At 60.6% G+C, this 15,124-nt stretch carries 12 protein-coding genes and 1 other RNA gene; 4 read left to right on the plus strand and 9 right to left on the minus strand.

All coding sequences use genetic code 11. The features are described 5' to 3' along the window. Positions 1–251 precede the first annotated feature (251 nt). The 3 genes from hemN (at position 252) to C8K63_RS23665 (ending at position 3,088) form a co-directional block, all read left to right on the plus strand. Positions 252–1,634, plus strand: coding sequence for an oxygen-independent coproporphyrinogen III oxidase (gene hemN, locus C8K63_RS23655; protein WP_108219052.1), 1,383 nt, complete (start codon positions 252–254; stop codon positions 1,632–1,634). Positions 1,635–1,724: 90 nt separating this feature from the next. Continuing rightward, positions 1,725–2,459, plus strand: coding sequence for a fumarate/nitrate reduction transcriptional regulator Fnr (gene fnr / locus C8K63_RS23660; RefSeq protein ID WP_007995802.1), 735 nt, complete (start codon positions 1,725–1,727; stop codon positions 2,457–2,459). A gap of 80 nt (positions 2,460–2,539) precedes the next feature. Next, the gene (locus C8K63_RS23665; protein ID WP_108218883.1) at positions 2,540–3,088 is read left to right on the plus strand and encodes an adenine phosphoribosyltransferase; all 549 of its coding nucleotides are present in this window, start codon (positions 2,540–2,542) and stop codon (positions 3,086–3,088) included. A gap of 129 nt (positions 3,089–3,217) precedes the next feature. Here C8K63_RS23665 and C8K63_RS23670 read toward each other — a convergent pair whose 3' ends face one another. From C8K63_RS23670 to dnaX, 5 genes are all read right to left on the minus strand, one after another. After that, the gene (locus tag C8K63_RS23670) at positions 3,218–4,366 is read right to left on the minus strand and encodes an acyl-CoA dehydrogenase family protein (protein ID WP_108218884.1); all 1,149 of its coding nucleotides are present in this window, start codon (positions 4,364–4,366) and stop codon (positions 3,218–3,220) included. Between the two features lie 168 nt (positions 4,367–4,534). Next, positions 4,535–5,137, minus strand: coding sequence for a recombination mediator RecR (recR, locus tag C8K63_RS23675; RefSeq protein ID WP_007995809.1), 603 nt, complete (start codon positions 5,135–5,137; stop codon positions 4,535–4,537). A 79-nt stretch (positions 5,138–5,216) separates the two neighbouring features. Further along, positions 5,217–6,251, minus strand: a complete 1,035-nt coding sequence (locus tag C8K63_RS23680) for an NADP-dependent oxidoreductase (RefSeq protein ID WP_108218885.1) — start codon at positions 6,249–6,251, stop codon at positions 5,217–5,219. A gap of 263 nt (positions 6,252–6,514) precedes the next feature. After that, a complete protein-coding gene (locus tag C8K63_RS23685; protein ID WP_007971455.1) occupies positions 6,515–6,853 on the minus strand; it encodes a YbaB/EbfC family nucleoid-associated protein in 339 nt (112 codons plus the stop codon). Positions 6,854–6,920: 67 nt separating this feature from the next. Then, a complete protein-coding gene (gene dnaX / locus C8K63_RS23690) occupies positions 6,921–9,002 on the minus strand; it encodes a DNA polymerase III subunit gamma/tau (protein ID WP_108218886.1) in 2,082 nt (693 codons plus the stop codon). Between the two features lie 123 nt (positions 9,003–9,125). Here dnaX and C8K63_RS23695 point away from each other — a divergent pair, with 123 nt between their 5' ends. After that, positions 9,126–9,923 carry an ABC transporter substrate-binding protein gene (locus C8K63_RS23695; RefSeq protein WP_108218887.1) on the plus strand — a complete coding sequence of 266 codons (798 nt, stop codon included), beginning with the start codon at positions 9,126–9,128 and terminating at the stop codon, positions 9,921–9,923. Positions 9,924–9,983: 60 nt separating this feature from the next. Here the strand turns inward: C8K63_RS23695 and ffs are convergent. The 4 genes from ffs to zipA form a co-directional block, all read right to left on the minus strand. After that, positions 9,984–10,080: signal recognition particle sRNA small type (ffs, locus tag C8K63_RS23700), an RNA gene on the minus strand. Positions 10,081–10,281: 201 nt separating this feature from the next. Next, the gene (locus C8K63_RS23705; RefSeq protein ID WP_108218888.1) at positions 10,282–11,445 is read right to left on the minus strand and encodes a putative zinc-binding metallopeptidase; all 1,164 of its coding nucleotides are present in this window, start codon (positions 11,443–11,445) and stop codon (positions 10,282–10,284) included. A gap of 172 nt (positions 11,446–11,617) precedes the next feature. Continuing rightward, the gene (gene ligA, locus C8K63_RS23710) at positions 11,618–13,975 is read right to left on the minus strand and encodes an NAD-dependent DNA ligase LigA (protein ID WP_108218889.1); all 2,358 of its coding nucleotides are present in this window, start codon (positions 13,973–13,975) and stop codon (positions 11,618–11,620) included. A gap of 168 nt (positions 13,976–14,143) precedes the next feature. Next, entirely contained in the window at positions 14,144–15,004 is an 861-nt protein-coding gene (gene zipA, locus C8K63_RS23715) for a cell division protein ZipA (protein ID WP_108218890.1), read from the minus strand. Between the last annotated feature and the right edge of the window lie 120 nt (positions 15,005–15,124).

A 15,124-nucleotide genomic window follows, 5' to 3' on the forward strand; every position in this document is an offset into this window, starting at 1 on the left:
AATGACGGTCTCTGCCCCGCGCACGCTCTTCAACTCTAGCTCCCTCAGTTTGCTGCGCGACAGCGCGGCGTCGAAGACGAGGCGGCCCCTCCTACATGGATTGGCGTACACCTGTAGGAGCTGCCGAAGGCTCGGGCCGCGTTCGGACGATCTTTTGATCTTGACACCCTTTGATGCAAATCAAGATGCCTTTGCGCACTTCTCCCTAGACTCGCAAACACTGCCAGCCTATCCGGGGGAATGCCCGCATGATGCTCGACGCCATTCGTTGGGACACTGATCTGATCCGCCGTTATGACCTGGCGGGACCACGCTATACCTCGTACCCGACCGCCGCGCAGTTCAACAGCCAGGTCGGCACTTTCGACCTGTTCCATGCCCTGCGCGACAGCCGCAAGGCTCAACGCCCGTTGTCGCTGTACGTGCACGTGCCGTTCTGCGCGAACATTTGCTATTACTGCGCCTGCAACAAAGTCATCACCAAGGATCGCGGCCGGGCGCAGCCGTACTTGCAGCGCCTGGAACAGGAAATCCAGTTGATCGCCTGCCACCTCGACCCCACGCAGAAAGTCGAGCAACTGCACTTCGGCGGCGGCACGCCGACCTTTCTCAGCCACGACGAACTGCGCCAGTTGATGGCGCATTTGCGCAAGCACTTCAATTTGCTGGACGACGACTCCGGCGACTACAGCATCGAGATCGACCCGCGCGAGGCCGACTGGTCGACCATGGGCCTGCTGCGCGAACTGGGTTTCAATCGGGTCAGCATCGGCCTGCAAGACCTCGACCCGGCAGTGCAACGTGCAGTCAATCGCCTGCAAAGCCTGGAAGAAACCCGCGCGGTGATCGATGCCGCCCGCACCTTGCAGTTTCGCTCGATCAACATCGACCTGATCTACGGCCTGCCGAAACAGACGCCGGAGAATTTCGCTCGTACCGTTGAAGAGGTCATCCACCTGCAACCGGACCGGTTATCGGTGTTCAACTATGCCCACTTGCCGGAACGCTTCATGCCCCAGCGGCGCATCAACGGCAATGAGCTGCCGACGCCTGCGCAGAAGCTGGAGATGCTGCAGCGCACCATCGAGCAACTGATCACGGCCGGCTACCGCTACATCGGCATGGACCACTTCGCCCTGCCCGACGATGAGCTGGCGATTGCCCAGGAAGAATCGACCCTACAACGCAATTTCCAGGGCTATACCACCCACGGTCATTGCGACTTGGTCGGCCTCGGCGTGTCGGCAATCAGCCAGATCGGCGACCTGTACTGCCAGAACAGCAGCGACCTGAACGAGTATCAGAACGTCCTTGCCACGTCGCAACTGGCCACCAGCCGAGGCCTGCTGTGCAACGCGGACGACCGCCTGCGGCGCGCGGTCATCCAGCAATTGATCTGCAATTTCAGTCTCGAATACGCCGACATCGAGCAAGCCTTCAATATCGATTTCCAGGGCTATTTCGGCGATCTCTGGCCCCAGTTGCAAGACATGGCCAAAGACGGGCTGATCGAACTCGATCGCGACAGGATCACCATCCTGCCCGCCGGGCGATTGTTGGTGCGCTCGGTGTGCATGGTGTTCGACGCGTACCTGGAACAACACAGTCGCCAGCGTTTTTCACGGGTAATCTAATTCTGCAAGCAAGCGCCCCAGACTGGCCTCGATATCCTATGGTGAGTTACCCTTACGTCTTATGTGTGAATTCCCACAAGGATTGAAGAAATGTCCGAGCCAGTAAAACTGCGCGCTCATAATCAAGCCCATTGCAAGGATTGCAGCCTGGCCCCTCTTTGCCTGCCACTTTCGCTGAATCTGGAAGACATGGATGCGCTGGACGAAATCGTCAAACGTGGCCGGCCGCTGAAAAAAGGCGAATTCCTGTTTCGCCAGGGCGATACCTTCGATTCTGTCTACGCAGTCCGTTCTGGCGCCCTCAAGACCTTCAGCCTGAGCGACACCGGTGAAGAACAACTCACCGGTTTCCACCTGCCCAGCGAACTGGTCGGCCTGTCGGGCATGGACACCGAAAAGCACCCGGTGTCGGCACAAGCCCTGGAAACCACCTCAGTGTGTGAAATTCCTTTCGAACGCCTCGACGAACTGGCCCTGCAATTGCCGCAGTTGCGCCGTCAGCTGATGCGGGTGATGAGTCGCGAAATCCGTGACGACCAGCAGATGATGCTGCTGTTGTCGAAAAAGACTGCCGACGAACGCATCGCCACCTTCCTGGTCAATCTCTCGGCACGTTTCCGCGCCCGGGGCTTTTCCGCCAATCAGTTCCGCCTGAGCATGTCGCGTAACGAAATCGGCAACTACCTGGGCCTGGCAGTGGAAACCGTGTCCCGCGTCTTCACGCGCTTCCAGCAAAACGAACTGATTGCGGCAGAAGGCAAGGAAATCCGGATTATCGACCCGATCCAGCTGTGCGCCCTGGCCGGCGGCTCACTGGAAAGCTGAAACGAACCGTTGCGGCTGCGCGGAACGGTTCAGCCGCCGTTATACTGAGTCGTTTGCAGCCCTGCCAGGATTCCTCGACTATGGCCTTCGATTCCTTCGACATCAAATCCCTCATCCGCCCTGTCATCGACTTCCCGAAACCGGGAGTGATCTTTCGCGACATCACCCCGCTGTTCCAGTCGCCCACGGCCCTGCGCCTGGTGATGGACAGCTTCGCCCACCGTTACGTCGAGGCTGACTTTACCCACGTCGGCGCAATGGACGCCCGTGGTTTCCTGATCGGTTCGGTACTGGCCTATCAGTTGAACAAGCCGCTGGTGCTGTTTCGCAAGCAAGGCAAGTTGCCGGCTGACGTGCTGGCCGAGGGCTATGCGACCGAGTACGGCGAAGCCTTCCTGGAAGTGCACGCCGACAGCCTGTGCGAGGGGGATTCGGTGGTGATGTTCGATGACCTGATCGCGACCGGCGGCACCCTGATTGCCGCCGCCAACCTGATCCGTCGCATGGGCGCGCGGGTGCATGAAGCTGCGGCGATTATCGATCTGCCGGAACTGGGTGGCTCGCAGCGCCTGGAAGACATGGGTATTCCTACGTTCTGCCTGACGCAGTTTGCCCTTTCCGATAAGTAAGTGGCGCCTGTCAGACCGCCATCGCGAGCAGGCTCGCTCCCACATTCGACCGCGTTCTGTCAGGAAGAATGCAATCCACTGCAGGAGCGAGCCTGCTCGCGATGGCGTCAGTAGCCTCACCAGATATCTTCAAAGCCCCATCTGCTTGCTGATGATCTCGTTCATCACTTCCCGCGTCCCGCCGCCAATCGACAGGATCCGGTTGTCGCGGTACAGCCGCTCCACCAGGCTCTCGCGCATATAACCCAGCCCACCGAGTATCTGCACCGCATCGGTGACGATCCGGTCTGCCGTATCCGTCGCAAAGTTCTTGGCCATGGAAATTTCCTTGATCACGCTCTGCCCCGCCGCCATTTTCGCGGCCTGGCGGTAAGTGAACTCCCGAGACACTTCCAGCGCGGTCGCCATCTCGGCAAGGCGATGCTTGATCACCTGAAACTTGCTGATCGGCCTGCCAAAGGCTTCCCGCTGGCGCGCCCATTTCAGGCTCTCCTCCAGCGCCAGTTGTGCGGTCATGTTGGCCATCAATGCCAGGGCCAGACGCTCGCTCTGAAAATTGCCCATGATGCAGGCAAAGCCCATGTTCTGGGTGCCGATCAGATTTGCTGCGGGCACCTGGCAATCATCGAAGAACAGTTCGGCTGTGTCTGACGCCCACCAGCCCATTTTCTTCAGCTGCCGCCCTACGGTGAAACCGGGCGTGCCCTTCTCGATCAACAACAGGCTGATGCCCGCGAAACCTGGCTCACCCGTTCGCACCGCAACGGTGTAGTAATCCGCGCGCACACCGCTGGTGATAAAGGTCTTGCTGCCACTAACCCGGTAAAAATCGCCATCACGCACGGCGCGGGTTTGCAGGTTGGCGACGTCGGAGCCGCCGCCGGGTTCGGTAATGGCCAGGGCGCTGATCTTCTCTCCCGACAGCACCTGCGGCAGCACACGATCCCGCACTTCGGGCCGGGCCCACTTGAGAATGGGCGGCAAGCCGATATCCAGCGAGCCCAGGCCGGCAACCAGCCCGCCTGAGCCGCAGCGCATCAACTCTTCACTGGCGGCCACCTTGGCGAACAGATCCCCTTCATGGCTGCCCCCGTAGGCTTGCGGATAACCGATGCCGAGAATCCCCGCCGCGCCGGCCTTGAGGTAGAGCTCGCGAGGAAAGCTTTCGGCTTCTTCCCACTGCTCGATATCAGGAAGAATCTCCCGCTCGACGAAACGTCTGACGCTGTCACGGACCAATTGGTGGCTGGGGTCGAAGTATTCCTGAAAGGCAGGCATCGGCGAGCTCCACTGAAGGGGTCAGTGAAGTTAACCGAGCGCTTGCTTGGTTTTCAACAGGATTGTGTGAGTCGGGTAGGCCGAGGCGCCTGGTTCGCTGGCAAGCCAGCTCCTACAGGAATGTAGGAGCTGGCTTGCCAGCGAAGGCGTCAGCCAGAACAACTCAATTCACAGAGAAATCGGCTTACGCCCGGCAAACGAATGCGCCAGCGTCCCGCCATCCACCAGCTCCAGTTCACCACCGAGCGGCACGCCGTGGGCGATACGCGAGGCGATCAGGCCTTTGTTGCTGAGCAATTGAGCGATGTAGTGCGCGGTGGCTTCACCTTCCACGGTCGGGTTGGTGGCCAGGATGACTTCGGTGAAAGTGCCGGCCTCTTCGATCCGAGCCATCAATTGCGGAATGCCGATGGCTTCCGGCCCCAGGCCGTCGAGCGGCGAAAGATGCCCCTTGAGCACGAAATAACGCCCGCGAAAACCAGTCTGCTCCACCGCATAGACGTCCATCGGGCCTTCCACCACGCAGAGCAAGGTGTCGTCGCGACGGGTATCGGCGCATTGCGGGCAGAGATCATCTTCGGTCAGCGTTCGGCACAAGCGGCAGTGACCGACCCCTTCCATGGCCTGGCTCAGGGCCAGCGCCAGTCGCGAGCCGCCGCTGCGGTCACGCTCGAGCAACTGCAACGCCATGCGCTGGGCGGTTTTCTGACCCACGCCGGGCAAAATTCGCAGGGCGTCGATCAGTTGGCGAATCAAAGGGCTGAAGCTCATGGTGGAAAAGTCCGACAAAACAACGAGACGCGGTTTATACCCGCGCCTCGGTTGAGCGTCAAATTGCAGCGTCAATTACTCAGTCACGGGAAACCCGAACCACCAATTTACCGAAGTTGCGCCCTTCCAGCATACCGATGAACGCATCTGGAGCCTGCTCCAGGCCATCGACCACGTCTTCGCGGAACTTGACCTTGCCATCGCGCACCCAGGGCGCCATGGCACTGAGGAATTCCGGCTGGCGATCACCATAGTCATCGAACACGATGAAGCCCTGGATGCGCGCCCGCTTGGTCAACAGGGTGCGCTGCAACAGTGGCAGGCGATCCGGCCCGCTCGGCGCTTCATAGGCGTTATAGGAGGCAATCAGGCCGCAGAGTGGAATCCGCGCCTTGGGATTGAGCAACGGCACCACGGCGTCGAATACCTTGCCGCCGACGTTTTCGTAGTAGATGTCGATCCCCTTGGGACAGGCTTGCGCCAGTTCCTCAGCAAAATCCGGGCTCCTGTGGTCGATGCAGGCGTCGAAGCCCAACTCGTCGACCACATAACGGCACTTTTTCGCACCACCCGCCACGCCGACCACGCGCAAGCCCTTGATCTTAGCCACCTGGCCGACCACCGAACCCACCGCCCCGGACGCCGCTGCAACCACCAGGGTCTCGCCAGCCTTGGGCTGGCCAATGTCCATCAGGCCCATATACGCGGTCATGCCCGGCATTCCCAGCACGCCAAGGGCCATCGACGCACTTGGCAATCCCGATGGCACGGGGATGATGCTGCGCCCGTCATTGATGCTGTGGCTTTGCCAACCGGTGGCACCGACCACCAGATCACCTTCCTGAAACTTCGGATTGAGCGAGCGTTCGACCCGGCTGACAGCGCCGCCGGTCATGACTTCGCCGATTTCCACCGGTGCTGCGTAGGACGGTGCGTCACTCATGCGTCCGCGCATGTAGGGATCGAGCGACAGGAAAACGGTCTTGAGCAGCACCTGACCGTCGGCCAGATCCGGCAGCGCCACCCGCTCCATGCGAAAGTTTTCCGGCGTTGGCGCGCCTATCGGGCGTGAAGCCAGGACAATGCGTTGATTGAGGGTCATGGGGTCGGACATGGCAGCGTCTCCTGTGATCGATGGGACTCGGTGATATAGGGAGCAGACCTTTGTGGCGGTATGGCGTTCGATGTTTACTCAGTTGGACCGGGGGCGACTTCTTCGCGAGCAGGCTCGCTCCCACATTTGGAATGCAATCCCCTGTGGGAGCGAGCCTGCTCGCGAAGGCGGCGTCACGGGCGACAAATACCTAACAGCCAGAAACAAAAATGCCAGGCGCTATGCCTGGCATTTTTGTAACTCATCTGCCGCCTGAAGGCGAATCAGAATGGCAGTTTCATGCCCGGCGGCAGTTGCATGCCGGCAGTCATGCTACCCATTTTGTCCTGGCTGTTGGCTTCGATCTTGCGCACGGCATCGTTGACCGCGGATGCGATGACCGCTTCCAGCATTTCCTTGTCGTCTTCGCTCATGCCTTCAACCAGGCTTGGGTCGATGGTCACGCTCTTGACGTCGTGACGACCGGTCATCACCACGGTGACCATATCGCCACCGGCCTTACCGGTGACTTCGGCGTTGGCCAGCTCTTCCTGCATCTTGGCCATTTTTTCCTGCATCTGCTGCGCCTGCTTCATCAGGCCGGCCATGCCACCTTTCATCATGGTAATCACCTCAAAAGTACTTGGATCAAAACAGCCCTCGACCCATGCGGCCGAGCGCCTTCAGTTATTAGCCCTGAGCGACCAGGGCGTCGACAGGTTCAATAGTATCGTTACGGACCACCGCACCGAACTGCTGCATCATTTGCTGGATGAACGGATCACCGTGGATCGATTCCTCCGCCTCGCGCTGACGGTTGGCGCGGCGGCGCGAAGCCGCTTGTGCCGGGGTTTCCTGCTCGGGCTTGATCAGCTCGATGCTCAGGGTCAGTGTGCGCTGATGATACTGGTTCAGCGCATCGTTCAGGCGACGCTGCTGAGTGGCGTTGAACAAGGCACCGTGGGCCGGGTCCAGGTGCATCAGCCAATTGTCGCCATCCACCGCGATCAGCGTGCAGTTGGCGGCGATACTGCCAGTCATGCCGGAGATCGGCAATTTCGGAAACAGCTCCAGCCATTGCAGGGCCAAACCGGTGGCCGGCATTGCCGCGGGCTCAGGCTCGGGCTCAGGAGCCGGATCGGCGGCATGTTCGCTGGCCAGCTCGTCGAGGTAACTGTAGGCCGAATCCATGTCCGGCTCGATGTAATCCTCGTCCAGCGGCGGCTCGTCATCCAGGTCCATGCCCGGCGTCGCGGCATCGACGTCGGCCACCGAAGGTTCCGGGATCGGCGCGGCGGCCCACTCCGGGGCGTCCGGCACCACGCTGTCCGGCGTCGGCAACGGCATCGGCGGTAATTCGGGTTGATCGCTGACGGTTTCCAGTACAGGCTCCACCGCCGATTGCTGAACGGGCGCGGGCTCGACCGGGTCATTCCACGGCAAGTCGACAACCTCTTCGACCACGACCGCTTCAACCACAGGCGCAGGTTCTGGAACAGGCACAACGACCGGCGCAACCGGTTCCGGTGCAGGCGCTGGCGTCGCCACTGGCGCCGCCGCTATCGGTGCAACGGCCGCAGCGACTACCGGCGCAACAACCGGCGCGGCAGCCACTGAGTTTGCGGAATCAACTGTGGCCTGGCTGATCCCCACTGGCTTTAGCGGTTGCCTCGGGGCATCCGCGGTGTCTGCGGGGCGGAACGCCAGCATCCGCAGCAACACCATTTCAAAGCCGCCCCGGGGATCCGGCGCCAGCGGCAGGTCGCGGCGGCCGATCAGGCCCATCTGGTAGTAGAACTGCACGTCTTCAGCCGGCAGGGCCTGGGCCAGTGCCAGCACGCGATCACGGTCGCCGTGACCGTTATCGACGCCTTCCGGCAAGGCCTGGGCGATGGCAACGCGGTGCAGCACATTGAGAATTTCCGAAAGCACGCCGTTCCAGTCCGGGCCTTGCTCGGCCAGGTGGCGGACAGCTTCGAGCAACGCCTTGGCATCGCCTTCGATCAGCGCATGCAGGACGTCGTAGACCTGCCCGTGATCGAGGGTCCCGAGCATCGCCCGCACATCGGCGGCCATGACCTTGCCCTCACCGAAGGCAATCGCCTGGTCGGTCAGGCTCATGGCATCACGCATCGACCCGTCGGCGGCGCGGCCCAGCAGCCACAGCGCATCGTCTTCGAACGGCACGTTCTCGACACCCAGAACATGGGTCAAGTGCTCGACCACGCGTTCCGGCGTCATGTTCTTCAGGGAGAACTGCAGGCACCGCGACAAAATCGTTGCAGGAAGTTTCTGCGGGTCGGTGGTGGCCAGGATGAACTTGACGTAGGGTGGCGGCTCCTCGAGGGTTTTGAGCAGCGCGTTAAAGGAATGGCTGGAGAGCATGTGCACTTCGTCGATCAGGTAGACCTTGAAGCGCCCACGGCTCGGGGCGTACTGCACGTTGTCGAGCAACTCGCGGGTATCTTCGACCTTGGTGCGGCTCGCGGCATCGATCTCGATCAGGTCGACAAAGCGGCCTTCGTCGATTTCGCGACACACCGAGCATTCGCCACAGGGGGTCGAAGTGATTCCTGTCTCACAGTTAAGGCATTTGGCAATGATCCGCGCGATGGTGGTCTTGCCGACCCCCCGGGTACCGGTAAACAGGTACGCGTGGTGCAGCCGCTGGCTGTCCAAGGCATTGATCAGAGCCTTGAGCACATGGGTCTGGCCGACCATTTCGCGGAACGAGCGCGGGCGCCATTTACGTGCAAGAACCTGATAACTCATCGAAAACCGTCGCAGCGAAGGAAGCAGAAGCGGCTAATGCTAGCGGAGCAAGGCACAAATTGCATCCGGTGCGCTCGTGTATTGTGGCTAAGCTGCACATCGGGGGCTATTAACGGAGTGTTTATGCGGCTGGCCTTGGGGGCATTGCTGTTGATCAGCCTGGACGGCGTGGCGGCGCAAGCACCGCTGCGCTTCGTGATAACCGACAGTTGGACCATGCCCATGGTGCAACTTGAACAGGACAAACCGACCCAGGGCATCCTGTATGACGTGATGCTCAGCCTCGCGACCCAGGTCGGCGTACCGGCTGAATTCCATGTACTGCCCCGCGGGCGAGTGCAAAACGCCATGGAGCAAGGCGAAGTCGATGTCCGCTGTTATGCCGCGCAATCATGGCTGCCCCATCAGTCCGGCGACTACCTCTGGAGCATCCCGCTCTTTACCCAGCCCGACCTGTTGGTCACCCGGAACGCGCGCCCCACTGCTGTGAACCCGGCGGATTTGCCAGATCAGCCCATCGGCACCGTGCTGGGCTACAGCTACCCGGCCCTGCAACCGCTGTTCGACACCGGCCAACTGCATCGCGACGACGCACGCAATCAGGAACTGGTGCTGGAAAAACTCCTCGCCGGCCGCAACCGCTATGCCGTCAGCAATCAATGGAGCCTGGACTGGTTCAATCAACGGCTGCTGTCGGACCAACAGTTGCACAGCGCGGCGGTGCTGCAGGAGCAGAATCTCGGCTGCTATATACGCAACGATCCGCAAGTGCCAGTGCAGCTCATTCTGCGCACCCTGGTGCGGATGAAGATGTCCGGGGAGATCGATGCGATAGTTCGGCTGTATATCGGTAACGAGCCTGCGGCTGTGGATAAATCGGAAACGACAAAAAACCGCCCCGGACAAGATCCTGGCAGCTAGTGAAAGTCTGTTTTCAGATAAATAACGCGAGAGAACACTCGCAAGGCGTTAAGGTGGTAACCCTACCAGCCACACCCCGGCACACAATGTCACCGCTGCGGCTGCTCCCTTCCAGGCCTGACCGGGTTCACGGTTGATCGTTGCGGGGGGACCGATAGGGTCACCATAACGACGCTCACCTGTCGGCGAGCCGCGCCATTGTACCTATCTGAGGCGAAGTTACAACCGTTCGGGGATATTAAAAAATATGAGCTGCTTCAAGGACATGCGCTGGCCTTAAAAGATCGCAGCCTGCGGCAGCTCCTACAGGTGTACACCGATCCATGTAGGAGCTGCCGCAGGCTGCGATCTTTTGATCCTATTGCGCCAACACCTCATCCGCCCTGCCGCCCTCCTGTTGAATCACCAGATGAATGAAGTGCAGCTTGGCGATCACCGCCGGCGGCAGGACGAACGGATAGAAATCCGGCTGCCCCATGCTGCGCGACAGTTCATTGAGCATGCCGGCCAGTTCGATCCAGGCGTTGACGAACGACAGAAATGCCGCGCCATCGGGATGCTGCGGATCGTAGAGGGTATCCAGCGGAAACGGTTGATAGTCGAAGTCCATGTCCCGGGCGCTCATGCCGAATCCCAGCGCGGTGTCCACCGCATCCATCATGTGCAGGTAATGCGCCCAGGTCTCGGCCCAGTCTTCCCACGGGTGCATGGTGGCGTAGGCGCTGACGTAGTGCTGCTGCCAGTCAAGCGGCGCGCTCTGCTGATAATGTCGCTCGAGGGCTTCGGCATAGCTGGCGCGCTCATCACCGAACAGATCGCGAAAAGGCTCAAGCCACTGGCTGTTGGCGATCAATCGGTCCCAGTAGTAATGCCCGGCTTCGTGACGAAAATGCCCGAGCAACGTGCGATAGGGTTCGTGCATTTGCACCCGCACCTGCTCGCGGTGGGCGTCGTCGGCTTCCTTGATATCGAGGGTGACCAGGCCGTTGGCATGGCCCGTGGTCGGCAGCTTTCCTTCCAGGTCCACGCCAATGAAATCGAAGGCAAGGCCAGTCTCTTCATCGATTGTTTTGGGAATCACCTGCAACCCCAGACTGAGCAACTGCGCGACCAGACGCCGCTTGGCGGTTTCCACCTTGCCCCAGCGCTCGTGGTTTTCGGCTATCGACAGATCAGGAATGGTGCGATTGAGGCTGCAGGCAATGCACAAGACGTCATGGTCATTGACTGGCAGCAACCAATTACAGGCTGCCGGGGAGTCGAGGTTGGCGCAGCGTCGAAACAGGCCAGCCCCGGGATCGACATCAAGCAGCCAGGTGCCCGTTTGTACACCCGGTTGCAGCGCAGACAGGCGACTCCGCTCCGGCTGATAACCCAACGCCGTTGAACAAGCCAGGCACTGGCTGTTGCGAAAGAACAACGACTGCCCGCAACGACAGGACCAGACCTTGCTGTTGCGTGAACGCTCGCCCATGAACGGCGCGGCGATGCGCGAGCTGAGCTGCTCGAAGAAAGGGTACATGGCGATCTCTCCCTGGGGCTTGCCAAGACTAGATCATTTCCCAAGAAGGATCGTTCCCAGGTCGAACGCAACACCTGTAGGAGCGAGCCTGCTCGCGATGGAGTGTCAGTCGACATCAATGCGCCTGATCCACCATCGCGAGCAGGCTCGCTCCTACAGGTTGAATTGCTACTCAATCTACCTTGCCGTACCCGCGCAATGTTTCAACAAACGCCTCTTCATCCAGCACCTTCAGTCCCAACTCATTAGCCTTGGCCAACTTCGACCCGGCGCCAGGACCTGCGACCACGCAATGGGTCTTGGCCGACACCGAGCCCGCCACCTTGGCCCCCAGACTTTCGAGCTTGTCCTTGGCCACATCGCGGCTCATCAACTCCAGCGAGCCGGTCAGCACCCAGGTCTGCCCGGCCAGCGGGAGGCCTTCGACGACCTTCTTCTCGCTCTGCCAGTGCATGCCGAAATCGGCCAGCTGCTTCTCGGCCGCTTCGGCCAATTGGCGATTTTCTTCGACCGCAAAAAAATCGCGTACCGAATTGGCCTGCTTCTCTGGGAGCGCCTGACGCATGTCCAGCCAGTCCGCGCCGATCACTCCTTGCAGCGAACCGAATTTGTCCGCCAGTTTCTGCGCCCCACCCGGACCGACCAAGGGGATATGCAACTTGTCGAGGAAACCACCCAGCGTGGTGCTCGCCGAAAACTCGGCCCCCAACTCGCCCTGATCCTGAATCTGCATGCCATGCCTGAGCAAATCAGCGATCACCTGCTGGTTATGCGTGTCCTCGAAGAAGCTGTGGATTTCGTACGCGACTTCCAGCCCGACATCCGGCAAGTACGTCAGCACCTGTGGCAAGGCCTGTTGCACCCGCTCCAGCGAACCCAGGGAGCGCGCCAGGACCTTGGCCGTCTCCTCACCGACATCGGGAATCCCGAGGGCGTAGATGAACCGTGCCAGGCTCGGCTTCTTGCTGTCTTCGATGGCGCCGAGCAGGTTCTTGCTCGACAGTTCGGCAAAGCCTTCCAGATCGACGATCTGCTCGAAAGTCAGGGCGTACAGATCGGCCGGCGAACTCACCAGGCCTTCGTCGACCAGTTGCTCAACGCTCTTCTCGCCCAGGCCTTCGATGTCCATGGCACGACGGGAAACGAAGTGAATGATTGCCTGCTTGAGTTGCGCGCCGCAGGCCAGGCGACCGACGCAGCGATACACCGCGCCTTCGCTGACCGTCTCGCGCCCCTTGCTGCGTTTGATCAGCTGCGTGCGCTCGACATGGGAACCGCACACCGGGCAACGCTCGGGAATCTGCACCGGCCGGGCGTTTTCCGGACGACGCTCCATGACCACTTGCACCACCTGCGGAATCACGTCACCGGCGCGGCGAATGATCACCGTGTCGCCGATCATCAGGCCCAGGCGCGCGACTTCGTCCATGTTGTGCAGCGTTGCATTGGCCACCGTGACACCCGCGACCTTGACCGGTTTCAGACGCGCCACCGGCGTCACCGCACCGGTGCGGCCGACCTGGAATTCCACATCGAGCAGTTCGGTAAGCTCTTCCATCGCCGGGAATTTGTGGGCGATGGCCCAACGCGGCTCACGGGCGCGAAAACCCAGTTCGCGCTGGGAGGCAATGCTGTTGACCTTGAACACCACGCCGTCGATTTCATACGGCAGCGCGCTGCGACGTTCGCCGATGTCGCGATAGTAATCCAGGCATTCAGCGATACCGTTGGCCAGCTTCAGTTCGTGGCTGATCGGCATACCCCAGGCTTGCAACTGCTTGAGGTTGCCGATGTGGGAATCGGCGATATCGGCAGACACCTGGCCGATGCCGTAGCAGCAGAACTCCAGCGGACGATTGGCGGTAATCTTCGAATCCAGCTGGCGCAAACTGCCCGCCGCCGCGTTGCGCGGGTTGGCGAAGGTCTTGCCGCCAACTTCCAGCTGCGTGGCATTAAGCCGTTCGAAACCGGCCTTGGACATGAACACCTCGCCGCGCACTTCCAGGGTCGCCGGCCAGCCAGTACCGTGCAGCTTGAGCGGAATGTTGCGTACGGTGCGCACGTTGACGCTGATGTCTTCACCTGTGGTGCCGTCGCCGCGCGTGGCGCCGCGTACCAGTACGCCGTCCTGATACAGCAGGCTGACGGCCAGGCCATCGAGCTTGGGTTCGCAGCTGTACTCGACTGTCGCGCCGCCACCGAACAGGTCGCCCGCTGGCAAATCCAGGCCCTCGGTCACGCGGCGATCGAACTCGCGCATGTCGGTTTCTTCGAAGGCGTTGCCGAGGCTGAGCATCGGCACTTCGTGACGCACCTGGGTAAACGCCGACAGCGCCGCACTGCCCACTCGCTGGGTTGGCGAGTCACTGGTGATCAGTTCGGGATTGGCCGCTTCCAGCGCCTTGAGCTCGTTGAACAAACGGTCGTATTCGGCGTCCGGAATGCTCGGCTCGTCGAGCACGTGGTAGCGATAGTTGTGCTGATCCAGCTCAGCGCGCAGCTCTAAAATACGGTTCTTGGCGGCGGTCATGGGTGTTCTCTCATAAAGCAAAAGAGCAGCCGAGGCTGCTCCTATTTAATCTCATCAGGTTCAAGAGATCGCAGCCTCGTTTCACTCGACAGCTCCTACACAGCGCCTACAGAAAACCGCGAACCCTGTAGGAGCTGTCGAGTGAAACGAGGCTGCGATCTTTTGACTTTAACGCTTCTGGGTCAAAGCGCGGCGTTCGAATTCGACGATGCGCTGACGGTAGTGCTCGATCGTCTGGGCGGTCAGTACGCTGCGCTGGTCGTCCTTCAGTTCGCCGTTGAGCTCCTGGGACAATTTGCGCGCCGCTGCCACCATCACATCGAAGGCTTGCTTGGGATGACGCGGGCCTGGCAGACCGAGGAAGAAGCTCACCGCCGGGGTGCTGAAGTGGTCGATGTCGTCCAGGTCGAATACGCCCGGCTTGACCGCGTTAGCCATGGAGAACAGCACCTCGCCGTTGCCTGCCATGCTTTCGTGACGGTGGAAAATATCCATTTCGCCGAAACGCAGGCCGCTCTCCAGAATGTTCTGCAACAGCGCCGGCCCCTTGAAGCCGGCAGCGTCGCGGCAGATCACGCTGATCACCAGCACTTCTTCAGCTTGCGGTTGTTCTTTGCCGTTGACCGAAGGCGAAGCCTTGGTGTCATCCGGGAAGTCGTCGTCGCGACTGCTGAAGCTTGGGCCGCCGTCCAGATCCAGGCTGAGGTTCATGTCGCCCTGGGAAGGTTCGCCGTGGCCACGCTTGCCGCGCTTGGACCCCGACTCGCGAGGCTCGCGGGCCGGCATGCTCACCGACGGCAGATCCTGCTCGTCCAGTTGCGGCTCTTTATGTGTGTCCAGCACGCGTGGCGGGCCCAGCAGCTCGGCGCTGGTGCTGCCTTCCTCGTCCGGCAGGCTGGACAGACTTCGATCAAGACGGAACTTCAGTTTTCCCTTGCCGCCGCGCATACGGCGCCAGCCATCGAAAAGAATACCGGCAATGACAATAATGCCGATGACGATCAGCCACTCGCGCAGACCGATTTCCATGTAATCCCGTGCCTCTATGAAAAATGCTGAAAAATAAGGGGTTTACAACCTGCAAACCGCTTTAAAACGTGGCGCCAACTCTATGTTCTGACAGGCGTTTTGCCCACGTATACGAAAAAT

It is taken from the genome of Pseudomonas sp. GV085, from assembly GCF_003050925.1.
Classification (GTDB): domain Bacteria; phylum Pseudomonadota; class Gammaproteobacteria; order Pseudomonadales; family Pseudomonadaceae; genus Aquipseudomonas.